Source organism: Mycobacterium sp. MAC_080597_8934 (assembly GCF_000523975.1).
Taxonomy (GTDB): Bacteria; Actinomycetota; Actinomycetes; order Mycobacteriales; family Mycobacteriaceae; genus Mycobacterium; species Mycobacterium avium.
Map to the genome: position 1 here is coordinate 477,172 of NZ_JAOS01000004.1, position 23,907 is coordinate 501,078.

11 protein-coding genes and 1 pseudogene are annotated in these 23,907 nt (G+C 70.3%); 6 read left to right on the forward strand and 6 right to left on the reverse strand.

Features of this window, described 5'->3' with window-relative positions; all coding sequences use genetic code 11:
* Positions 1 to 4: 4 nt before the first annotated feature.
* Positions 5 to 12,517 carry a type I polyketide synthase gene (locus NF20_RS05035; protein ID WP_033717219.1) on the reverse strand — a complete coding sequence of 4,171 codons (12,513 nt, stop codon included), beginning with the start codon at positions 12,515 to 12,517 and terminating at the stop codon, positions 5 to 7.
* 406 nt (positions 12,518 to 12,923) lie between these two features.
* Positions 12,924 to 13,274 (reverse strand): hypothetical protein, encoded by a 351-nt coding sequence (locus tag NF20_RS05040; RefSeq protein WP_003878051.1) that lies wholly within the window; start codon positions 13,272 to 13,274, stop codon positions 12,924 to 12,926.
* Between the two features lie 170 nt (positions 13,275 to 13,444).
* Between NF20_RS05040 and rbpA the strand changes: the two genes are divergently transcribed.
* Positions 13,445 to 13,780, forward strand: a complete 336-nt coding sequence (gene rbpA / locus NF20_RS05045; RefSeq protein ID WP_003872122.1) for an RNA polymerase-binding protein RbpA — start codon at positions 13,445 to 13,447, stop codon at positions 13,778 to 13,780.
* Between the two features lie 7 nt (positions 13,781 to 13,787).
* Here the strand turns inward: rbpA and lnt are convergent.
* From lnt to NF20_RS05065, 3 genes and pseudogenes are all read right to left on the reverse strand, one after another.
* A pseudogene (lnt, locus tag NF20_RS05055) lies at positions 13,788 to 16,471 on the reverse strand (apolipoprotein N-acyltransferase).
* Positions 16,464 to 17,996: an amidohydrolase gene (locus tag NF20_RS05060; protein ID WP_255343264.1), complete on the reverse strand. Its 1,533-nt coding sequence runs from the start codon at positions 17,994 to 17,996 to the stop codon at positions 16,464 to 16,466. The pseudogene lnt and the gene NF20_RS05060 overlap by 8 nt, the downstream one beginning before the upstream one ends.
* A gap of 125 nt (positions 17,997 to 18,121) precedes the next feature.
* Positions 18,122 to 18,637, reverse strand: a complete 516-nt coding sequence (locus tag NF20_RS05065) for an FxsA family protein (protein ID WP_033712191.1) — start codon at positions 18,635 to 18,637, stop codon at positions 18,122 to 18,124.
* Positions 18,638 to 18,709: 72 nt separating this feature from the next.
* Here NF20_RS05065 and NF20_RS05070 point away from each other — a divergent pair, with 72 nt between their 5' ends.
* Positions 18,710 to 19,411 carry a dienelactone hydrolase family protein gene (locus NF20_RS05070; RefSeq protein WP_019733657.1) on the forward strand — a complete coding sequence of 234 codons (702 nt, stop codon included), beginning with the start codon at positions 18,710 to 18,712 and terminating at the stop codon, positions 19,409 to 19,411.
* Positions 19,412 to 19,434: 23 nt separating this feature from the next.
* Here the strand turns inward: NF20_RS05070 and NF20_RS05075 are convergent, their stop codons facing one another.
* Positions 19,435 to 19,815 carry a PPOX class F420-dependent oxidoreductase gene (locus NF20_RS05075; protein WP_003878054.1) on the reverse strand — a complete coding sequence of 127 codons (381 nt, stop codon included), beginning with the start codon at positions 19,813 to 19,815 and terminating at the stop codon, positions 19,435 to 19,437.
* Between the two features lie 226 nt (positions 19,816 to 20,041).
* Here NF20_RS05075 and NF20_RS05080 point away from each other — a divergent pair, with 226 nt between their 5' ends.
* From NF20_RS05080 to NF20_RS05095, 4 genes are read left to right on the forward strand one after another with little or no spacing between them, the layout of a single operon-like run.
* A complete protein-coding gene (locus NF20_RS05080; RefSeq protein ID WP_023899723.1) occupies positions 20,042 to 21,271 on the forward strand; it encodes a DUF1214 domain-containing protein in 1,230 nt (409 codons plus the stop codon).
* Complete coding sequence (locus NF20_RS05085) at positions 21,268 to 22,413, forward strand: sulfotransferase family protein (protein WP_019734571.1); 1,146 nt, start codon at positions 21,268 to 21,270, stop codon at positions 22,411 to 22,413. The genes NF20_RS05080 and NF20_RS05085 overlap by 4 nt, the downstream gene beginning before the upstream one ends.
* 4 nt (positions 22,414 to 22,417) lie before the next feature.
* The gene (locus NF20_RS05090) at positions 22,418 to 23,065 is read left to right on the forward strand and encodes a TetR/AcrR family transcriptional regulator (protein ID WP_033712186.1); all 648 of its coding nucleotides are present in this window, start codon (positions 22,418 to 22,420) and stop codon (positions 23,063 to 23,065) included.
* A 17-nt stretch (positions 23,066 to 23,082) separates the two neighbouring features.
* Positions 23,083 to 23,886 (forward strand): SDR family NAD(P)-dependent oxidoreductase, encoded by an 804-nt coding sequence (locus tag NF20_RS05095; RefSeq protein ID WP_019734570.1) that lies wholly within the window; start codon positions 23,083 to 23,085, stop codon positions 23,884 to 23,886.
* The last annotated feature ends 21 nt before the right edge of the window (positions 23,887 to 23,907 follow it).

The window sequence follows — 23,907 nt, forward strand, 5'->3', positions numbered from 1 at the left end:
CCGCCTACTCGTCGTCGTCATCCAGCAGCGCGGCGTTGACCAGGTCGTCGAGATCCATGTCGGCGATGTCCTTTTCGGTGGTCACCGCCGGGGTTGCGGATTGCGCGGCCCCGGTGGACTCGTTCGCCAACGCCAGCAACAGCTCCAGGACCCCGGCCTGGCGAAGACGCTTGACCGGAATCGATCCCACCACGCGCTGGATCTCGGCTTCGCCCGGCGCCGCGGCCGCCGCCGGCTGTTCGGACGTGCCGACCAGTTCCCGATACATGTAACCGGCCAGCGCGGCCGAGTTCGGGTAGTCGAAGATCAGCGTCGGCGAAAGGGCAAGTCCGGTCGCGGCTTTGAGCCGGTTGCGCATCTCCACGGCGGTCAGCGAGTCGAACCCGAGTTCCTGGAAGGCCCGGTCCGGGTGGATCGCCTCCGGGCTGGAGCTGCCCAGCACGGTGGCGATATTGGAGCGGACCAGGTCCAGCAGGACCGCTTGTTGCTCATCCTCGGGCAGCCCCTCGAGGCGTTGCAGCAGAGCCGATTTCGACTTGGCCGCGGCCAGCGAGTCGTCGACCTGGCGGCGGGTGGGCGCGTTGATCAGGTCGACGAACATCGGCGGCAGCGTGCCACCGTCGAACTTGACCCGCAGCGCCGCAAGGTCGATGTGGGCCGGCAGCAGGAACGGCTCGTCGACGATGAGCGCGGTGTCCATCAACTCCAGCGCCTCCTGCGACGACATCGCGACGATACCGTCGCGGCCGAACCGGGCCAGGTCGGCCGCACCCAGCCCGCCGGTCATGGCGCTGGCCTGATCCCACAGCCCCCAGCCCAGCGAGATGGCCGGCAACCCGTGGGCCCGCCGATGAGCGGCCAGGCCGTCCAGGAACGAATTGCCGGCCGCATAGTTGCCCTGACCCGACGCGCCGGCCAGCCCGGCGATCGACGAGAACATCACGAACGCACCGACATCCAGGTCGCGGGTCAGCTCGTGCAGGTTCCACGCCGCGTCCACCTTGGCCCGCAGCACGGTGTCGATCCGTTGCGGGGTCAGCGACGTCACCACCGCGTCGTCGAGCACCCCGGCGGCGTGAATCACCCCGGTCAGCGGGTGCTGCATCGGGATGTCGGCGATCACCTTGGCCAGCGCCTCCCGGTCGGCGGCATCACAGGCCACCACCTCGGCGTGCGCGCCGGCCGCGGTCAGCTCGGCCACCAGCTCCGCGGCGCCCGGCGCGTCCAGTCCGCGCCGGCTGACCAACACCAGGTTCCGCGCGCCGTGGCGGGTCACCACATGTCGCGCGACCGCCGAACCGGCCATCCCGGTGGCGCCGGTGATCAGCACCGTGCCCGCCGTCCACGCGTCGGGCATGGTCATCACCACCTTGCCGACGTGGCGGGCCTGACTCAGGTAGCGCAATGCGGCCGGCGCACGTCGCACGTCGAACCTGGTGACCGGTAACGGCCGCAGCACGTCCTCGCCGAACATCGCGGCCAATTCGTCGAGCAGCCGGGCAATGCGGTCCGGCCCGGCCTCGAAGAGATCGAAGGCGAGGTAGCGCACACCGGGGTGCTCGGCGGCGACGACCTCGGGGTCGCGGATGTCGGTCTTGCCCATCTCCAGGAAGATCCCGCCGGGGGCGACCAGGCGCAGCGACGCGTCGACGGAATCACCGGACAGCGAGTCGAGCACGATGTCCATCCCGGCCCCGCCGGTCACCGCCCAGAACTTGTCCTCGAAGTCCAGGCCGCGCGAGTCGCCGAGGTGATCGTCGTCGAAGCCCATGTCGCGCAACGTGTCCCACTTGCCGCGGCTGGCGGTGGCGAACACTTCCAGGCCCAGATGCCGGGCCAGCTGCACCGCGGCCATCCCGACGCCGCCGGCGGCGGCATGCACCAGCACCCGCTGGCCGGGCCTGGCGTCGGCGAGGTCCACCAGCGCGTAATAGGCCGTGGCGAACACCACGGACGCCGTCGCGGCCGCGGTGTGCGACCATCCGGCCGGCACCTTGACCAGCAGCCGCTGATCGGTGATGGCGACGGTCCCGGTTCCGTCCGGGAAGAGGCCCATCACGCGGTCGCCGACCGCGACACGCCCGTCCTGCGAGGCCGTTTCGATGACCACGCCGGACGCTTCGATGCCCATCACCGCGTCCGGATCGGGATACAGGCCCAACGCGATCATCACGTCGCGGAAGTTGGCGGCAAGGGCCGAGGTCGCCACCCGAACCTGGCCGGGCCCCAACGGCGCGTCGGCGTCGGGGATCGGCTCCAACCGCAGGTTCTCGATGGTGCCGTAGCTGCTCATGCCCAGCCGCCACGGTCCATCCTCCGGCGGCACCAGCAGGGCACCCACCGCCCGGCTGCCGAGCACCCGCGCGGTGTACACGGTTCCGTTGCGCAGCAACGTCTGCGGCTCGCCGACCGCCAGCACCGCCGCGACCGCATCGGCGTCCAGCGGCGCATCGGTATCGACCAGCACGATCCGGCCGGGGTGCTCGGTCTGCGCGGAGCGCACCAGGCCCCACACCGCCGCACCGGCCAGATCGGTGACGTCTTCTCCCGGCAGCGTCATCGCGCCGCGGGTCGACACCACCAAGGTGCCGGCCCCGTCGCGGGCGAGCCACGACTGCAGCACCGGCAGCACCGCCCGGGTCGCGGCATACACCTCGGTCACGACGTCCCCGGCCACCGGCGCCGATTCGAACAGCACCGCGAAACGCCCGCTGTCGGAGTCGGCGTCGGTGGCGTTCAATTCCGTTGCGCCCCAACTCAACAGCGACACCGGCTGCACGGCCGTCGACGGCTGGACCGACCAGATCAGTTCGAAGAGGCGGTCCGGGCCCGAGTTCGACACCGCGGCCAACAGCTGCTGGTCGGTCACCGGCCGCGCCACCATCGACGCCACCGAGAGCACCGGCAGCCCCAACCCGTCGGCCAATTCGATCGACACCGCGGACGGACTGACCGGCACGATCCGTGCCCGCACCGCCGCCGCGCCCGCGGCATGCAACGACACCCGCTGCCAGGAGAACGGCACCAACATCGAGCCCGCCGGGAGTTCGTCGCCGTCGGACGCCAACATCACCGCGTGCAACGCCGCGTCCAGCATCACCGGGTGCACGCCGAAACCGGTTGTGCTGACGCCGGCATCGGTGGGCAGGTTCACTTCGGCGAAGATCTCGTCGCCGCGGCGCCACATCGACGTCAGGCCGCGGAACGCGGGCCCGTACCGGTAGCCGCGCTCGGCGAGTTGCTCATATCCGTCGCCGAGATCGACCGGCACCGCGCCCACCGGCGGCCACGCCGACAGGTCCGTGGCCGGCTGCGCCGACCCGGCGCGCAGCACACCCTCGGCGTGCAACAACCAGCCCGCGCCCGCGTCGGCGCGGGAGAACACCGACACCGCACGCGCACCTGAATCATCCGGGCCGTCGACCACGACCTGGATCGCGACCGAGCCGCCGGCCGGCAACACCAGCGGCGCAGCCAGATTCAGCTCGTCGATGATGCCGCAGCCCACCTCGTCGCCGGCGCGGATCGCCAGTTCGACGAACCCCGCGCCGGGGAACAGCACCACGCCACCGACGGCGTGGTCGGCCAGCCAGCCCTGGCTGGCCGGTGACAGCCGGCCGGTGAGCAGCACGCCACCCGAGGCGGGCAGTTCCACCACCGCGCCCAGCAGGGCGTGGTCGCCGGCGGCCAGGCCCAGCCCCGCCGCATCGGAGGCCGCACCGTCGCCGGAAAGCCAAAAGCGCCGCCGGTCAAAGGCATACGTGGGCAAGTCGACCAGGTGCCCCGTACCGAGTGCGCCGCGCCAGTCCACGTCCATGCCGCAGACCCAGCCCTGGGCGACGGCGTTGACCAGAGCGACCGGCTCTGGGCGGTCCTTGCGCAGGGCGGACACGGTGACGACGGGCGCGTCGGCCAGCGTCTCTTCGATCGCTGCGGTCAGGCCACTGCTCGGCCCGACCTCCAGGAAACGGGTCGCACCGGCCGACTGCGCGAACCGCACGCTGTCGGCGAAGCGCACCGCGTCGCGGACATGGCGCTTCCAGTACTCCGGCGACCCGAAGTCGTCGGCCGCCGGTTGCCCGGTCAGATTGGAGATGATCGGGATGACGGGTTTGTCGATAGCGAGACCGGCTGCGACAGTTCCGAATTCGTCGATCATCGGTTCCATCAGCGGGGAGTGGAAGGCGTGCGACACCGACAGCCGGTGCACGCGGTGACCCTCGGCGCGCAGCCGCTCGGCGATCGCGACGGCCGCATCGTGGTCACCGGAAATCACCACCGCGGCCGGGCCGTTGACCGCGGCGATGCCGACGCCCGGGCCCAGCAGCGGGCGCACCTGCGCCTCGGTGGCCTGCACGGCGATCATCGCCCCGCCCTCGGGCAGCGCCTGCATGAACCGGCCCCTCGCCGCCACCAACACCGCGGCGTTCTGCAACGACAGCACACCGGCGACGTGCGCGGCCGCCAGCTCCCCGATCGAGTGGCCCATCACGAAATCGGGTCGCACTCCCCACGATTCGAGCAGCCGGAACAATGCGACTTCCACCGCGAACAGCGCCGGCTGCGCGAATTCGGTGCTGTTCAAAACGTTTTCGTCGTCACCCCAGATGACGTCGCGCAGCGGGCGAAGCAGATGGCGGTCGAGTTCGGCGACGACCGCGTCGAACGCCTCGGCGAAAACCGGATATCCGGCATGCAATTGCCTTCCCATACCCAGCGTTTGGGATCCCTGGCCGGGGAAGACGAACACCGTCTTGCCCGCCGGTGTGGCGACACCCCGGATGATCGATGCGGCCGGGTCGTCGGCGGCCAGCTCGTCCAGCCCGGCCAGCAGGCGGTCCCGGTCACCGCCCACCACGACGGCCCGGTGCTCGAACGTCGCGCGTCCCGCCAACGTCCAGCCCACGTCGGCGACGTCCAATTCCCCATGCGCGCGCACGTATTCGGCCAACCGCGCCGCCTGCGCCCGCAACGCCGCCGCGGACTTGGCCGACACCACCCAGGGCAACACCGGCAGCGCGGGCGCATCGGCGTGCGCCGGCTCGGCGGCCGGGACCGCCTCGATGATGACGTGCGCATTGGTGCCACTGATGCCAAACGACGACACCCCCGCCCGCCGCGGCCGCTCACCCGGCCACGGTTGGGCCTCGGTCAACAACGACACCGCCCCCGCCGACCAATCCACATGCGGGCTGGGCTCATCGACATGCAGCGTGGCCGGCAACAACTCGTGGCGCATCGCCAGCACCATCTTGATCACCCCGGCCACCCCCGCAGCCGCCTGAGTGTGACCCATGTTCGACTTGATCGACCCCAACCACAACGGCTGGCCACGATCCTGACCGTACGTCGCCAACAACGCCTGCGCCTCGATCGGATCACCCAACGTCGTGCCGGTGCCGTGCCCCTCCACCACATCCACCTCGGCCGCCGACAAACCCGCGTTGGCCAACGCCGCACGCACCACCCGCTGCTGCGACGGCCCATTCGGCGCCGTCAGCCCATTGGAAGCACCGTCCTGGTTCACCGCCGAACCCCGCACCACCGCCAACACCGGATGCCCCAACCGCCGCGCATCCGAAAGCCGCTCGACCACCAACATGCCGCCGCCCTCGGAGAAGCCGGTGCCGTCGGCCGCGCCCGCGTACGCCTTGCAGCGGCCGTCCACGGACAACCCGCGCATCCGGCTGAACTCCACGAAGATGTCGGGCGTGGCGTTCACCGTGACACCGCCGGCCAGCGCCAGATCGCACTCGCCCGATCGCAGCGACTGCACCGCCATGTGCAACGCCACCAACGACGACGAGCAGGCGGTGTCCACCGACACCGCAGGGCCCTCCAGCCCCAACACATACGACACCCGACCCGACGCCACGCTGGACGACTGGCCGGTCAGCCGGAAGCCCTCCGCGATGGGTGCGGCGCCCATGCCGTAGCCCTGCGTGTACACCCCGGCGAACATGCCGGTGGCGCTGCCGCGCAGCTTGACGGGGTCAATTCCGGCCCGCTCCAACGCTTCCCAGGACAGTTCGAGGAACATGCGCTGCTGGGGATCCATCGCCAGCGCTTCGCTGGGCGCGATGCCGAAGAACGCCGGGTCGAAGTCGGCGACGTTGTCGACGAAACCGCCGGTGCGGGTGTAGCAGGTGCCGGGGACGTCCGGGTCGGGGTTGTACACGCCGGCCAGGTCCCAGCCGCGATCGGTCGGGAATTCCGAGAGCACGTCGCGGCCCTCGGCCAGCATTTGCCACAGCGCCTCGGGGCTGTCCACTCCGCCCGGGAAGCGGCACGACATCCCGACGATCGCGATCGGATCGTCGTCGGTGGCGCGGACGACGGGCGCGTGCGTGATCTCCTGCGGGGCGCCGGCAAGCTCGGTGCGGATGTAGCCGGCCAGGGCGTTGGGTGTGGGGTAGTCGAAGATCAAGGTCGGCGAAAGCGCCAGTCCGGTCGCGGTTTTGAGCCGGTTGCGCATTTCGACCGCGGTCAGCGAGTCGAAGCCCAGTTCCTGGAACGCCTTGTCCGGGTCGATCGCCTCGGCGGTCGGGCTGCCCAGCACGGTGGCGATGTGGGAGCGCACCAGCTCCAGCAGCACGGCGTGCTGCTGGGCTTCGGGCAGCCCGTCGAGGCGATGCGCCAGCGCGGATTTCGATTTCGCGGCGGCCAGCGAGTCGTCGACCCGGCGCCGGGTCGGCGCGTTGACCAGATCGGCGAACATCGGGGGCACCGCGACCGCGTGTGCGCGCAGCGCGCCCAGATCGATACGGGCCGGCGCCAGGAATGGCTCGTCGACGATCAACGCCGTGTCGAACAATTCCATGGCCTCGTCCGAGGACAACGCCAGGATGCCGTCGCGGCCCAGCCGGGCCAGGTCGGCGGCGTCCAGGCCCCCGGTCATGGCGCTGGCCTGGTCCCACAGGCCCCACGCCAGCGAGATCGCCGGAAGCCCGTGCGCCCGCCGATGCGCCGCCAATGCATCCAGGAAGGAGTTCGCCGCGGCGTAGTTGCCCTGTCCGGACGAGCCGACCAGCCCCGCCATCGAGGAAAACATCACGAACGCCGACAGATTCATGTCGCGGGTCAGCTCGTGCAGGTTCCAGGCCGCGTCCACCTTGGCCCGCAGCACCGCGTCGATCCGCTCCGGTGTCAGCGAGGTGATCATCGCGTCGTCGAGCACGCCGGCGGCGTGGATCACGCCGGAAAGCGGCCGCTGCGCGGAAATCCCGGCGATGACGCCGGCCAGCGCGGCCCGGTCGGCCGCGTCGCAGGCGATCACCTGCACCCGGGCCCCGGCCGCTTCCAGTTCGGCGACGAGCTCGGCCGCGCCGGGCGCGTCCGGGCCGGTGCGGCTCAGCAGCGCCAGGTCGCGAACGCCGTGGCCGGTCACCAAGTGGCGCGCCAACGTCGAGCCCGCCATGCCGGTGCCACCGGTGATCAGCACGGTGCCGGCGGAAAGCGCCCCGGGCACCGTCATGACGACCTTGCCGATGTGGCGGGCCTGGCTCAGGTAGCGCAGCGCGGCGCGGCCACGCCGGATGTCAAATGTGGTGACCGGCAACGGGTTCAACACGCCGGCGTCGAACAGCCCGGCGAGTTCCACCATCCACTGGTGCATCCGGGGACGGCCCGGCTCGAACAGGTCGAAGGCGCGGTAGCGCACACCGGGGTATTCCCTGGCCACCACACCCGGGTCGCGGATGTCGGTCTTGCCCATCTCCAGGAACACGCCGCCGGGCGCGACCAGCCGTAGTGAGGCGTCGACGAACTCCCCGGCCAGCGAGTCCAGCACGACGTCCATCCCGGCCCCGCCGGTGGCCGAGCGGAACTTGTCCTCGAATTCCAGCGTGCGCGAGTCGCCGATGTGGTCGTCGTCGAATCCCATGGCGCGCAAGGTGTCCCACTTGCCGCGGCTGGCGGTGGCGAACACTTCCAGGCCCAGATGCCGGGCCAGCTGCACCGCGGCCATGCCGACACCTCCGGCCGCGGCGTGGACCAGCACCCGCTGCCCCGGTTTGACGTCGGCCAGGTGGATGAACGCCATGTAGGCGGTGGTGAAAACCGCCGAGATGCCGGCGGCTTCGGGGTAGGACCAGTGGGCGGGCTTGTGCTGCAGCAGACGCACGTCGCCGGGCACCAGCGTGCCGCTGCCGTCGGGGAAGAAGCCGTACACCGAGTCGCCGACCGAGAATTCGGTGACGCCCGGCCCGACCTCGACGACCACGCCGGCGCCTTCGCCGCCGAGCAGGGCGTCGTGGGTGAACATGCCCAGCGTGATCATCACGTCGCGGAAGTTGGTGGCGATGGCGCGCAGGGCCACCCGAACCTGGCCCGGCTGCAGCGCGGCATCCGGGTTGGGAACCGGTTCGAGCTGCAGGTTTTCGAAGGTGCCCGCGCTGCTGATGCCGAGCCGCCAGGGCCGGTCTTCCGGCGGTGTCATGATGCCGTCGACCGCGCGGCTGCCGTGCACGCGTGCCGTGTAGACCGTGCCGTCGCGGAGCAACACCTGGGGTTCGCCGGTCGCCAGGGCCGCGGTCAGCGCGGAATCGTCAAGTGCGGCATCGGAATCGATTAGCACGATCCGTCCGGGGTGCTCGGTCTGCGCCGAGCGCACCAGCCCCCACACCGCCGCGCCGGAAAGGTCGGTGACGTCCTGGCCGGCCAGCGCCATCGCCCCCCGGGTCACCACGACCAGTACCCCGGAATCGTGCTCGGTGAGCCACGACTGCACGGCGGCCAGCGCCTCGTGGGTGCGCCGATACGATTCGCCGACCGGATCGTCTTCGGCCGCAAGGGATTCAAAGACCTGGTGGACGGGTGGTTCGCCGTGGGCCGCCGGCACGGTCACCGGTGCCCAGGCCACCTCGAACAGCCGGTCGGGGCCCGCGGCCGACACCGCGGCGCGCAGTTGGCGCTCGCTCACCGAACGCGCCACCATCGCGCGCACCGACAGCACCGGCAATCCCAGCCCGTCGGCCAGCTCGAGGGAAACCGCCCGGGAGGCCGCTGTGCCCGGCGCCTGCGCGGGGGCCAGGCGGGCGCGTACCGCCGACGCCCCGGCGGCGTGCAACGACACGCCCTGCCACGCGAACGGCAGCACCACTTCGTCTGTGTCACCGGCGATTTGGTGGCCGACGATCAAGGCGTGCATGGCCGCGTCGAGCAGCGCCGGGTGCACACCGAACCCGGTGACGCCGCCCGCGGCGTCGGGCAGCCGCACCTCGGCGAACATTTCGTCGCCGCGCACCCACGCCGCGGTCAGGCCCTGGAAGGCCGGGCCGTAGCCGTAGCCGCGCGCGGCCAGCCGTTGGTAGCCGTCCGCAATGTCGACCTTGGTCGCCCCGGCCGGCGGCCACGCCGACAGATCGGCGCCCGGCTCGATCGATCCGGTGCTCAGCGTTCCCTGCGCGTGGCACACCCACGGCGAGTCGCTGTCGGGCCGCGAGAAGATGGACACGTCGCGCCGACCGGATTCGTCGGCCTCGCCGACCACCACCTGCACGGCGACCGATCCGATCCCGGAGTCCTTGGCCGGCAACATCAACGGAGCCTGCAGCGTCAGCTCCTCGACCGTCGAACAACCGACTTCGTCGCCGGCGCGGATCGCCAGCTCCACGAAACCGGCTCCGGGGAAGACGACCGTGCCGGACACGGCGTGATCGGTCAGCCAGCCCTGCAGGCTCGGGGACAACCGGCCGGTCAGCACCGCCCCGCCCGAGGCGGGCAACTCGACGACCGCGCTGAGCAGCGGGTGCTCGCTGGCGCCCAGGCCCAGGCCGCTGGCGTCGGCCGCGGCGCCCTCGCCGGACAGCCAAAACCGGCGGCGGTCAAAGGCATACGTGGGCAGCTCCACGAAGCCGGCTCCGTCCAGCACACCGCGCCACGCCACGTTCACTCCCGCGACGAAGGCGGTGGCCGCCGACGTCAGAAAGCGCTCGAGCCCGCCGTCGTCGCGGCCCAGGGTGGGAATGACGATGGCCTCGGTGTCACCCGGCAGGCTGTCGTTGACGGTGTCCTCGATCCCCGCGACCAACGCCGGATGCGGACTGGATTCGATGAAGGTCCGGTATCCGTGCTCGGCCGCGCTACGCACCGCCTGGTCGAACTGCACGGTTTGCCGGATGTTGCGGTACCAGTAGTCGGCGTCCAATCCCGCTGTGTCCAAGCGGTTTCCGGTCACCGTGGAGAAGAAGGCGATGCGCGAGGAACGCGGCTCGATACCGGTCAGCGCCTGCGCGAGGTCCTCGCGGATCGCCTCGACCTCGACCGAATGTGAGGCATAGTCCACGTCGATGCGGCGGGTCCGCAGCGCAAGGTCGGCGCAGAACGCGGCGAGCTCGTCGAGCGCGGCCCCCTCCCCCGACACCACGACCGCCGAGCGGCCGTTGACGGCGGCGATGCTGACCCGGTTCCCGTACGGCGCCAACAACTCTCGCGCCCGCTCGGTGCTGCAGGCGATCGACAGCATGCCGCCGGGACCGGCCAGTGACCGCAACAGCTTGCTGCGCAGGGTGACCACTCGGGCGGCGTCACGCAACGACAGCGCGCCGGCGACATAGGCCGCGGCGATCTCGCCCTGCGAGTGGCCGATCACGGCGTCGGGGCTCACCCCGACGGACTTCCACAGCTCGGCCAGCGACACCATCACCGCGAAGAGCGCCGGCTGCACGACGTCGACGCGATCCATCCCCGCTGCGCCGGGTGCGCCGCGCAGCGCATCGATCAGCGACCAGTCCACGAATTCGGCGAAGGCCTCCTCGCACGCCTGGATGTGCTGCGCGAAAACCGGTGCGGTGTCTAGCAATTCGGTTGCCATGCCCAGCCATTGGGATCCCTGGCCGGGGAAGACGAACACCGTCTTGCCCGCCGGTGTGGCGACACCCCGGATGATCGATGCGGCCGGGTCGTCGGCGGCCAGCTCGTCCAGCCCGGCCAGCAGGCGGTCCCGGTCACCGCCCACCACGACGGCCCGGTGCTCGAACGTCGCGCGTCCCGCCAACGTCCAGCCCACGTCGGCGACGTCCAATTCCCCATGCGCGCGCACGTATTCGGCCAACCGCGCCGCCTGCGCCCGCAACGCCGCCGCGGACTTGGCCGACACCACCCAGGGCAACACCGGCAGCGCGGGCGCATCGGCGTGCGCCGGCTCGGCGGCCGGGACCGCCTCGATGATGACGTGCGCATTGGTGCCACTGATGCCAAACGACGACACCCCCGCCCGCCGCGGCCGCTCACCCGGCCACGGTTGGGCCTCGGTCAACAACGACACCGCCCCCGCCGACCAATCCACATGCGGGCTGGGCTCATCGACATGCAGCGTGGCCGGCAACAACTCGTGGCGCATCGCCAGCACCATCTTGATCACCCCGGCCACCCCCGCAGCCGCCTGAGTGTGACCCATGTTCGACTTGATCGACCCCAACCACAACGGCTGGCCACGATCCTGACCGTACGTCGCCAACAACGCCTGCGCCTCGATCGGATCACCCAACGTCGTGCCGGTGCCGTGCCCCTCCACCACATCCACCTCGGCCGCCGACAAACCCGCGTTGGCCAACGCCGCACGCACCACCCGCTGCTGCGACGGCCCATTCGGCGCCGTCAGCCCATTGGAAGCACCGTCCTGGTTCACCGCCGAACCCCGCACCACCGCCAACACCGGATGCCCCAACCGCCGCGCATCCGAAAGCCGCTCGACCACCAGCATCGCCCCGCCCTCGGACCAGCCCACGCCGTCGGCGGCGCCCGCGTACGCCTTGCAGCGGCCGTCGGGCGCCAGGCCCCGGTGCCGGCTGAACTCGACGAAGACCGTCGGGGTGGCGTTCACCGTCGCGCCACCGGCCAGCGCCAGATCGCACTCGCCCGATCGCAGCGACTGCACCGCCATGTGCAACGCCACCAACGACGACGAGCAGGCGGTGTCCACCGACACCGCAGGGCCCTCCAGCCCCAACACATACGACACCCGACCCGACGCCACGCTGGACGTCATGCCGGTCAGGCGGTAGCCCTCGATCTCCTCGGCCAACATGCCGTAACCCTGGACGATCAAGCCGGCGAACACGCCGGTGGCGCTGCCGCGCAAGCCGCTGGGGTCAATTCCGGCCCGCTCCAACGCTTCCCAGGACAGCTCCAGCAACATCCGGTGCTGGGGATCCATCGCCAGCGCCTCGCTGGGCGCGATGCCGAAGAAGGCCGGGTCGAAGTCGGCGACGTTGTCGACGAAGCCGCCGGTGTTGACGTAGCACTTGTGGCGGGCGTCGGGGTCGGGGTCATACAGCGCCGCCAGGTCCCAGCCGCGGTCGGTGGGAAACTCCGAGATCACGTCGCGGCCCTCGGCCACCATTTGCCACAGCGCCTCGGGGCTGTCCACTCCGCCCGGGAAGCGGCACGACATCCCGACGATCGCGATCGGCTCGCTCGACCGCTCCAGGAGCGCGCGGTTGGTGCGCTTCAGGCGTTCGACCTGGACCAGCGCTTTGCGCAGCGCCTCGGTCGCATGCTGGAGTTGGTCCACCATCACAAAACCTCGCCTAACCCTCACCTAATGTCTGGCCGTCTGGTGCCGCCGGATGCGGTTCTCGCCGAGTCACGGAATTTGCTGCACGGGGCGACGCCGTGTTCCGTTCGACCAGCATCGTGCCGCTCTGGAACGCAAGAATGTTGCTGGTGAGTATGGCCAACTCCGACTGGATTTCAAAACGTCCGCTGCTCCCGGCTGCTACAGGAGGACCGGCTGGGACGGGCGAAGCGCCCCGCGCGGGCGGGATGCGACGCCGCGCGCCCGGTGCGCTCGCTGGACAGCGGTCCGCCGTGAACGTGGCCCCTGGTCCATGGCGCGACTGTACCCGGCCGCCCGTCGTGCATGGTCAGGCGCGGGTCGCGGCCGGTTCGGCCGCCGAAGCGGCGCGGCAGGCACGAAGCCGTCACACACCGGCGCGGCGCCAGCCGTCGGCGGCTCGGGCGGCCTGGATCAGCGCGTCGCACAACTGGCGCAGCTCGGCGGGCCCGGCGCCCTCGTCGACCGCGGTCGCCACGTCCTCGGCCGCGCAGCGCACCTGGTAGACGCGATCGGACAGGTCGGCCGCGTCGTCGGCGGACAGCACCACGGCATCCTCAGGCACCGCCGCGGCGCCGTGCCGGTTCAGCGAGCTGCGCTGCTCGTAGGCCCGCTGCCGGCAGGACTGGCGGCAGTACTGGCGGCGACGGCCCATGCCCGCGTCGGTGACGTCGCGACCGCACCAGCGGCAGGGCTGCGGATGGGTACGGCGGCTCACGCCTGCCGACTTTAGTCGGGGATTCTCGGCGATCCCGGTATCATGGATGGTCGCGTCGCGTATCCCGGTCCGCCGCCGGGAACTGCGCAGATCGCCACAGCGTTGCTTAGCGAGGAAGAATCGCCCTACGGGAGCCGCAGAGCTCCAGAAGATTTAAAGGAGTAGCACACATGGCTGATCGCGTCCTAAGGGGCAGCCGGCTCGGAGCCGTGAGCTACGAGACCGACCGCAACCACGACCTGGCCCCGCGTCAGATCGCGCGGTACCGCACCGAGAACGGCGAAGAGTTCGAGGTCCCGTTCGCCGACGACGCCGAGATCCCCGGCACCTGGCTGTGCCGCAACGGCATGGAAGGCACCCTGATCGAGGGCGACCTGCCCGAGCCGAAGAAGGTGAAGCCGCCGCGGACGCACTGGGACATGCTGCTGGAGCGCCGCTCGATCGAGGAGCTCGAAGAGTTGCTCAAGGAGCGCCTCGAGATCATCAAGAGCCGCCGCCGCGGCTGACCCCCGCTCAGCTGCGGTGGTCGGCCCGGGTCGGGCGCGCCCGCCGCGCACCCGACCGGCGGCCCTGAATGCCCCAGCGGGTGACCTTGACCAGGGCCTCGCGGATGTTGGATCCGCTCATCTTGGACACGCCGAGCTCGCGCTCGGTGAACGTGATGGGCACCTCGGCGATGGTGAACCCGTTGCAGATGGTGCGCCAGGTCAGGTCGATCTGGAAGCAGTAGCCCTTGGAGTCCACGCCGTCGAGGTCGATCGCCTCCAGTACTTCGCGGCGGTAGGCCCGGTAGCCGGCGGTGATGTCGTGCACCCCGATGCCCAGCGCCAGCCGCGCGTAGGTGTTGGCGGTCCAGGACAACGCCCAGCGCCGCCACGGCCAGTTGCGCACCGTGCCGCCGTCGACGTAGCGGGAGCCGATGGCCAGATCGGCGCCGCCGTCGACCGCGTCCAGCAGGCGGTGCAGCTGCTCGGGCGCGTGGCTGCCGTCGGCGTCCATTTCGACCAGCACGGAGTAGTCACGGCTCAACCCCCAGGCGAAGCCGGCCAGGTACGCCGCGCCCAGTCCGTCCTTGGCGGTGCGGTGCATCACGTGGGTGCGACCGGCGTCGGCCGCCGCCAGCTCCTCGGCCAGCCGGCCGGTGCCGTCGGGGCTGCTGTCGTCGACGACGAGCAGGTGCACGTGCGGGCAGGCGTCCTTGAGCCGCCGGTGGATGACCGGCAGGTTCTCCAGCTCGTTGTAGGTGGGGATGATCACCAGGACGCGCTGGCTGGGTCGGGTGCCCGGGTCCGGGGGCGCCGGTTGGCCGGTGGTCATGTAGCTCCTCTGTGTCGCCCGATATGGGGTCGGCCGCCCTCGGGCGGTCCAGTGTCGTCGCCGCCGTCCTCTGGCGGAGCGTGGTCGCCGTCCTCGTCGGGCGCGGCGTCGTGCGCCGGGTGTGTGTCGCCCTCGGTTTCGGCCGGGGAGGCATCGGGATGCTTCGGCGCACCCGAGCGTCCCGGCCTCTGCCGGATCGAACGCGGGAACCATTCATTCTGCCGTATCCCGACCAGGATCACCGCCCCGGCCACCGCGACCATCACCCATTGCAGCAGCGGCGCCCAGCCGGTGGCCGGCGTCAGCCTGGTTTTGAGGCGCACCTGCATGTCCAGGTAGGCGGGCTGGAAGAAGTCGGTGCGCGCCAGTTCGGCGCCGTCGGGGGCGATCACCGCGCTGATGCCGGTGGTGCCGGCAACCACCACGTAGCGGTCGTGCTCGACGGCCCTGACCTTGGCGAACGCCAGCTGCTGCTCGCTCATCCGCTGGTTGAAGGTGGCGTTGTTGGCCGGCACGACCAGCAGCTGGGCGCCGTGGGTGACGGCGCGCCGCGGGACACGGTCGAAGATCACTTCCCAGCAGGTGGCGACCCCGACCGGCACCCCGGCCATGTGCACCACGTCGCTGCCCGCGCGGGGAACCATGGCGCCGGCGAGGTCGGCGTACCCGGACAGATGCTTGAACAGCCACGGCATCGGCAGGTACTCGCCGAACGGCTGCACGATCTCCTTGTCGTGGCGGTCGGCCGGGCCGATCGCCGGGTTCCACACGATCATGGTGTTGGTGTAGCGGGGATCCTGCGCCGGGCGTCCGGGGACTTCGAGCACGCTGCCGATCAGGATCGGCGCGCCGATGGCCGACGCGGCCTGCGAGATCTCCAGGGCGGCGTCGCCGTTGACGAGCGGGTCGATGTCCGAGGAGTCTTCCGGCCAGATCACGAACTGGGGTTGCGGGGCGGCCCCGGCCCGCACGTCCTCGGCCAGCCGCAGCGTCTCCCGGACGTGATTGTCCAGCACCGCCCGGCGCTGCTCGTTGAACCCGAAACCCAGCCGCGGCACGTTGCCCTGGACCGCCGCGACGGTCACCGAGGGCTCGCCGCCCGAGCCGGTACCGGAGTGCCGCACCTGCGGCCAGACGATGACCGCCGCGAACAGCACCAGGCAGATGCAGACGCCGGGCAGCACCACCGCCGGCGGCGCGGCCGGCCCGGCCGATGACTGGGCCGCGGGGTAACCGGAGCGCCACCACTTGACGATCTCCAGCGCGAGGGCCGTCGCGCTGAAGCCCACCAGCATGATGGCGAACGAGAGCAACGCGACGCCGCCCAGCTGGACCAGCGGCAGGAACGGTCCGTGCGTCTGGCCGAACGCCACCGAGCCCCACGGGAAGCCGCCGAACGGGAAGATCGACTTCAGCCACTCCTGGGCCGCCCACAGCAACGCGAACCAGACCGGCCAGCCGGGCAGCCGGCGCACCAGCACGGCGAACAGCCCGAAGACGGCGGGAAACAGCGCCGACACCTCGGCCAGCACCAGCCACGGGACGGCCCCGACCAGCAGCCCGACCCACGGCAGCAGCGGCAGATAGAAGGCCAGCCCGAAGACGAAGGCGTACCCCAGCCCGCCCGCCGGCGTCGTCGCCGGATGGGTGAGCACCCACGCCAGCAGCGCGGCGGCGGGGACGGCGGCCCACCACCAGTTCACCGCCGGGAAGCTGGCGCACAGCAACCCGCCGCCCATGACGGCGCAGATCAACCGGAGCAGTCGGGGCCGCATCGCCGCCTGCGCGGCCGGCAGCCGGGCGATCACCGCGGCGCCCAGCCCGGTCGCCGCCCGGCGCGCGGCGCTGCCCAGCCGGGCTGCGGCCCGCTCGTCAGCCATGGATGACAGCGCCCCGATGCACCGTTCGCCGGCACCGCGGCAGGGCGTCGGTCGGGCCCAATCGCGGCAACGCGGGCACCCGGGACCGCGGATCGGTCGACCAGCGCGCGACCGTGTCGCGCGGGGCGCTCACCTCCAGGTCGCCGGCGTCCCAGACGGCGTAGGAGGCGGGCGCGCCGGGCACCAGGGTGCCGGTCATGCCGTCGCGGACGCCGGCCGCCCGCCAGCCGCCGCGGGTGGCCGCAGCAAACGCGGCGCGCACCGAGATCGCGCTGCCCGGGGTGCGATGGTGGGCCGCAGAGCGCACGCTCGTCCAGGGGTCAAGCCCGGTGACCGGGGCGTCGGAACCTAGCGCGAGGGGCACGCCTTGGGATGCTAACAGCGCAAACGGATTGAGCTGACTGCCTCGCTCGGCCCCGAGCCGCTGCGCGTACATGCCGTCGGCGCCGCCCCAGAGCGCGTCGAAATTGGGTTGCACGCTGGCGATGACGCCCCATCGGCCCAGCTTGGCGGCCTGCTCGGCGTCGATCATCTCGACGTGTTCGAGGCGATGCCCGCAGCGGGCGACGGCGACCGGGCCGAGCCGGGCGGCGACCTTCTCGAAGGCGTCCACCGCCGCGGCGACGGCCGCGTCGCCGATGACGTGGAACCCGGCGGTGATCTCCGCCTCGGTGCAGGCAAGCAGATGCGCCTCGACGGCGTCGGGGTCCAGGTAGCAGGTCCCGGTGCGGTCGGGCGCGTCGGCGTACGGCTCGCGCAGCCAGGCGGTGCGGGACCCGAGCGCCCCGTCGATGAACAGGTCGCCGGCCAGCCCCCGGGCGCCGGTGGCCTCGATCAACGCCCGCGCGTCGGTGGCGGTGCTCACCGGCTCACCCCAGTAGCCGATCACCTCCACACCGTGGTCGAGGGCCCGCAATTGCAGCCAGTCGTCCATGCCGCCGATCTCGGGTCCGGCGCATTCGTGCACCGCCACGATGCCGGCCGCCGCGGCGGCACGCAGCGCCGCGGCGCGGGCTTCGGCGAGTTGCTCGGCGGTCAGCAGGTTCCGCGCGGCCGCCCGGACCAGATGGTGGGCGTCGCCGACCAGCGGCCGGTCCGGGCTGAAACCGGTGGCCGACGGGAGTTGGGCGACCCGGCGCCGCAGCCCGGTGGAGGCCAGCGCGGAGTGCACGTCCACCCGGGTCAGGTAGGCCGGCCGGTCGCCGAGCACGGCGTCCAGCTCGGCGGTGCTGGGCGGGGTGCGCTCCGGCCACGACGTTTCGTCCCAGCCGTGTCCCCAGACCGGCCGGCCGGGGTGGGCGGCGGCGTGGTCGGCGATCAGTTGCAGGCAGTGGGCGCGGGAGCGGGCCGGGCGCAGGTCCAGCCCGCACAGGGTCAGGCCGGTGGCGGTCAGATGGATGTGACTGTCCACGAAGCCGGGCGTGACGAAACCGCCGTCGAGGTCCTCGACGTCGGCATCGGGGAACAGGCTGCGGCCGACGTCGTCGCCGCCCAGCCAGGTGATGACACCGCCGCGGACGGCCATCGCGGTCGCGTCCGGCGCCGCCGGGGTGTGCACCCGGCCGTTGACCAGCAGGGTCACCGGTGTCGGTCGGTCGGCCACGTCCACACGCCAAAACTACGTGCCGCCGCGCCGGGCGCGGCAACGGCTCATCCGGTGGCTCGGCGGCCGTCGAACGGTTGGTTGCGCGCCGGTGCCGGCACGTCGTGGACGTCGATGACCTCGCCGTCGATGTAGTCGCGGTGCTCGTACGGGCCGCGCGGATCGGTGCCGGCGCGGAATGCGGTCGGGTACGGCGGGGCGTGCCGCTGCAGGGTGCGCAGCGTCAGCGCGGTCAACCGCGGCGCGGCGGCGCCGCGTACCGGCGGGATGAACAGCATCAGGCCCAGCGCGGTGCTCAGCAGTCCGGGAATGAGAACCAACGCCGTGGCCACGCTGAGCAGCGCGCCGTCTCCGGCCGCGGCCCGGGGCTCGGTCAACCCCGAGCGCAATTGGCCGATCCGGCGCAGCAGCTGCGAACCAGCCATCGGCGCCACCACGCCCCAGCCGAGCAGGAAGGTCGCCAGCAGCACCAGCAGGGTCCAGCCCCAGCCGATCGTCGACACCAACGCGAAGGTCACCGCGAGTTCGACGACGGCGTAGAGGAGCAACAGCCGGGCCACCATGTCAGGCCAACGGCCGCGCACCGGTCGGAGTTCCCGTGGTGCGATCCGACGCGATTGCAGTTAGATGACGCTATGACCACGATTCAGATCGATACCCCCGACGGACCGATCGATGCGCTGCTGAGCACTCCGGCCGGACAGGGCCCTTGGCCGGGTGTAGTGGTGATCCACGACGCGTTCGGCTACGGCCGGGACAAGCAGTCGATCAACGACCGCATCGCCCGGGCGGGCTACCTGGCGCTCACCCCGAACATGTACGCGCGCGGCGGCCTGGTCCGCTGCATCACGCGGGTCATGAAAGAGCTGGCGGCCCAGCGGGGTCGCGCGCTCGACGACATCCTGGCCGCCCGCGACCACCTGCAGGCCATGCCGGAATGCACGGGCCGCGTCGGGATCGCGGGGTTCTGCATGGGCGGGCGCTTCGCTCTTGTCATGTCGCCCAAGGGTTTTGGCGCGTCGGCACCGTTCTACGGCACTCCCCTGCCCGGCAACCTGGACGAGGTGCTCGAGGGCGCATGCCCGGTGGTAGCGAGTTTCGGCGGCCGCGATCTCACCGGCAAGGGCGCGCCGGAAAAGCTGCGAAAAGTGACCGCGGACAAGAACATCACCGCCGATATCAAGGTCTATCCAGAGGCCGGGCACAGCTTCGCCAACGAGCTGCCGGCCCAGCCGCTGCTGCGGATCGCCGGTTTCGGCTACAACGAGGAGGCCACCGAGGACGCCTGGCGCCGCGTTTTCTCCTTCTTCGGCGAGCATCTGGCCGCCACACCGTAGTCCCGCCCCGGTTCGGCCGGCCGCTACGCCACTTTCAATTCGAGGCCGACGTTGTTGGCCATGCCGCCGCGCAGCTTGCTGAAGAAGTTGAACACCTTGCCGACCACGCCGTAGCGCTTGCCGATCGCGTCGTAGACCGCTGCGGTCTGCGACTTGTCGAGGATGGCGGCGGTGCCCTCGACGGCCTCACTGGTGGGCCGGCCGTTCATGGTGCAGGTGGCCAGCGTGACTCGCGGGGTGTGGCGAATCCGCTTGACCTTCCACGATTTTTCCTGGGTGATGACCAGCAGTCGGTCTTTGTCCGCGGCCGCCCAGATCGGGGTCGGCTTGGGCTTGCCGTCCTTGGTGAACGTGGTCAACAGGATGTATTGCGCCTTGGCGAGGTCGGCGAAGGTGGGGGTCACTCGATCAACGTACCGCTGGAGCCGATCACCGGCGCGCGCCGAGTGTGAGACCAGCCGTGCGTTCGGCGAACTGCCGGGCCCGCATGCCGCGCCCGCCCGCTTCCAGCAGCCGCTCGGCATTCTCACCGTTGACATTCCCGACGCTGCGCTGCGATAGTCAGGAGCAGCTTAACCGAAAACGATGTTTTCAGTTAACGCCGCGGAGCATCGACGGAAGCAGGCAATCGTGAGCGATCCGGAGAACCTGGCATGGTTGCCGTTCACCATTGCCGAGGCGACCACGGCGGACAGACCCGAGACCCCGGATCTGGCTGAGGCCTGGTCGCATCTGCTGGCCCGGCTCGGTGAAGCCGCGCAGATCGTCGAATCCGACCCCGCGAATCAGAACCGAATCGATGCCGCTGCGGGCCTTCGGCACCTGTTGGTCCTGCTCGCCGCGGGCATCGACGAGGCATTGCGGTTCGATCCCGATCCGGTGCTGCGGGTCCAGCGCACCAGCACCGACGACGTGGTGACCTGGGGAATGGAGTGCCCGGACTGTCTGTACACGCGGGCGGTGCTGCGCGGCGGGGAAAGTTATCGGTTGTTCGGTAACCGGGGTACGGCCCGCTATGTCGGGCTGCAGACCATTAACGGCATCGCGGCGACGGCGAATTGTTTGGTCGACGAGCTCGAGACCGACGCCGAGGGGAACTTCGAGGTGGTGCTCTCGGACTCGGAACAGACCCGGCCGGGTGGTAACTGGATGCGCATCGATGGTGAGCATCCCGCGCTGACGGTGCGGCACTTCTTCTACGACTGGGATGTCGAGGTGCCGTCGTCGCTCCACATCGAGCGGCTGGGCCACGTGAAGCGCCCAGCACGTTATGGAGTCGATCCGGAGCTAGCCGTGACCAGGCAACTGGTCGCCCTAGGCGACTTCGTGAAGAACAACCTGACATTCTTCCTGCAGTTCGGTGCTGCGGCGCCGAAGAACGGGTTCCTGCCGGCCGTCGACCGCACCGACATGGGTGCGGCCGCGGAGAATCGGCCGGTGATCGGTCGGTGGGAGCTGCGCCCGAACGAGGCGCTCATCGTGGAAGTGGAACCGCCGCAAGGGATTTACTGGAGCTTCTCGATCGGCAATCCGTGGTGGGAGACGATCCACTACGGACGCCACCAATCCAGCCTGAACGCGCATCAGACGGCGGTAGATGCCGACGGCATGGTGCGCGTCGTGCTGTGCGCCGAGGATCCCGGGGTTGCGAACTGGCTTGACACCGCGGGTCACGGCAACGGTCCGATCATCCTGCGCTGCGTGCGTACCACGACGGCGCCGACGCCCAGGACGCGTGTGGTGGCGTTCGACGACATCAGCTCCGAATTGCCCTCCGACACCGCACGAGTCACCGCAGGACAGCGTGAGTCGAGAGTGGCGGCCCGCCGTCGCGCAGTACACGAGAGGTTCGGACGATGACGTTCGACGTCGACGAGTTGGAGCAGGGCGCTTGCGCGGCGACCGATCTCGAGGACTTCGGCTCGCCGTACTACCGCGAGGGACTCGAACGCATTGTTGACGCGCTGAACACCGAGGCGGACCTGAACGACATGGGCCGGGTCATCCAGCACGCCACTATCAGCAACGCGCTGATCCAACGTCTCAAGGTCGAGCAGACCTACGCTGCGCACCCAGAGATCGACGAGCAGGTGGTGGGCGGCCCCGTGTTCGTGATCGGATTACCCCGCACCGGGACCACCGCCCTGAGCCAACTCGTCGGCGCCGATCCGCAGTTCCGGTCGCTGCGGATGTGGGAATCCCAATCACCCACCCCGCCACCGGAAGCCGCCACCCAGCACAGCGACCCACGGATCGCACAGGCCGCAGCCGGCCTGAAAATGCTCGACGAGATGTTCCCGCTGATGAAAACGCTGTACAACTCCGAGCCCACGGCACCTACCGAATGCCAGGACTTGATGGGAATGAGCTTTCGTACCTTTCACTTTGACGGTGCCGTGCGCGCACCGGGATATCTGTCCTGGCTGATGGGCTGCGACATGCGGGGCACCTATCTGTATCACCGGCGGGTGCTCAAACTCCTGCAATGGCACTGCCCACCGGTGCTGTGGCACCTCAAGACTCCGGTGCACATGTTCGCCCTCGACGCCCTCGTCGAGGCCTACCCGGACGCCAAGTTCCTGTGGAGTCACCGCGACCCCGCCAAGGTGATGGCCTCGGTATGCAGCCTCATTCAATACGTACGCAGCTGGAGTAGCGACCGCAACGACCCTGACGAGCTCGGCAGTGAGCAGGTCGACAGCTGGGTCGAAGGAGTCGGTCGCGCAATGGATTTCCGTCGCCGCAACGGCGACGAGCGCTTCGCCGACGTGTCCTTCGCCGACTTGCAGACCGACCCGGTCGGCACCCTGCGCGCCAGCTACCAGTCCCTGGGCCTGGACTTCACCGATGACACTTTGCACGCGGTCACGCAGTGGGCGCGGACGCATCGACCCGGTTCCCGTGGCCACCATGACTACGACTTGGCCGACTACGGCCTGACGCCCGAAGGTGTTCGGGAACGGTTCGCGGACTACCTCGCCGTCTACGACGCGACGGCATGAACTGGTGAACGCTCCCCGCACGCGGCGACGTGAGAAGGTCGGTCCCGATCCGGCGGTGCGCCGCGCGATCCTGGACGCCGCCTCGACGACCCTGCGCCGGCAGGGCGTCGACGGGCTCAGCATCGCCGCGGTGCTGAGCCGAGCCTCGTTGAGCACGCGAGCGTTCTATCGGCATTTCGGCTCCAAGGATGAACTGGTCGCCGCGGTATTTCTGGAACACGCGCGCGCGGAGAAGCGGCGGCTGCGGCGTCGAATGACCGGCGCTGCCAGCGAAGCCGAGGCCGTGGCCGCCTGGATCGACGGGCGACTCGACCTGGCTTTCGACGACCGCATCGGAAATGATCTGCGCCGCCTGTCACTCGAGGCCCAATCGCAGGCGATGGGACCCGCCGAGCTGATCCAGCCTGCATATGCCGAGATGCTCGAACCGCTCCGCGACGCGCTGCAACGCGGTTCGCAGAACGGGGTGTTTCACGACGTCGACCCGGTGACGCACGCCCAGTTCATTCATGGCGTGGTGTGGACGGGCATCGCTCGGCAATGGGCGAGTGGCGATTGCGACCGCGATGATCTGCGCCGACGGGTGCAGCGGTTCTGCCTGCGCGGGCTGGGGATCGCGGACGAGGTGATCGACCGGGTGTGTGCTTCGTGATGGAAAGGGGTTAGCCGATGGACCTGGGTCTTGCCGGATCGACCGCGGTCGTCACCGGTGGCAGCAAGGGAATGGGGCTGGCCGTCGCGGAAACCCTTGCGGCCGAAGGTGCCAAGGTGGCGGTCATGGCCAGAGGCCGTCACGCCCTCGACGCGGCCGTGGCATTGCTTCGCGAGGCGGGCGCTCCCGATGCGGTGGGCGTCAGCGTGGACATGGCGGATGCGGAGTCGATCGCCGACGGTTTCGCCGCAGTGGCACAACGGTGGGGCCGGTTGAACAGCCTCGTCCACACCATCGGGCCCGATGACGGCTCTTTCGAAGAGCTCGACGACACCGGATGGGACGAGGCGTTCGCCCTGGGCACGATGTCGGCCGTGCGATCGATTCGCAACGCGTTGCCGCTGCTGCGTGCCGCGGATTGGGGCCGCATCGTGACGTTCGCCGCGCATTCGATCCAGCGGCAAAATCCGCGCATCGTCGCCTACACGGCGTCGAAGGCAGCCTTGGCCAGTATCACCAAGAACCTTTCGAAAAGCCTTGCCGCGGAGGGCATTCTGGTCAACTGCGTGTGCCCAGGCACCATTGTCACCGCGAGCTTCACCGAAGCGCTCAAAGGCGTTCTCGCCGCCGACGGGCTGGACGCCACCGATCCGGTCGATGTGATGACCTGGATCGACGACAACTTTCACCAACCCTGCGATCTGGGACGGGCCGGACTTCCCGAAGAGGTCGCTTCCATCACGGTCTATTTGGCGTCGCGGCGCAACGGCTATGTCACCGGCGCCACGGTCAACGTCGACGGCGGATCGGACTTCATTTAGAAGGCCTCACCGGCGCGCGCC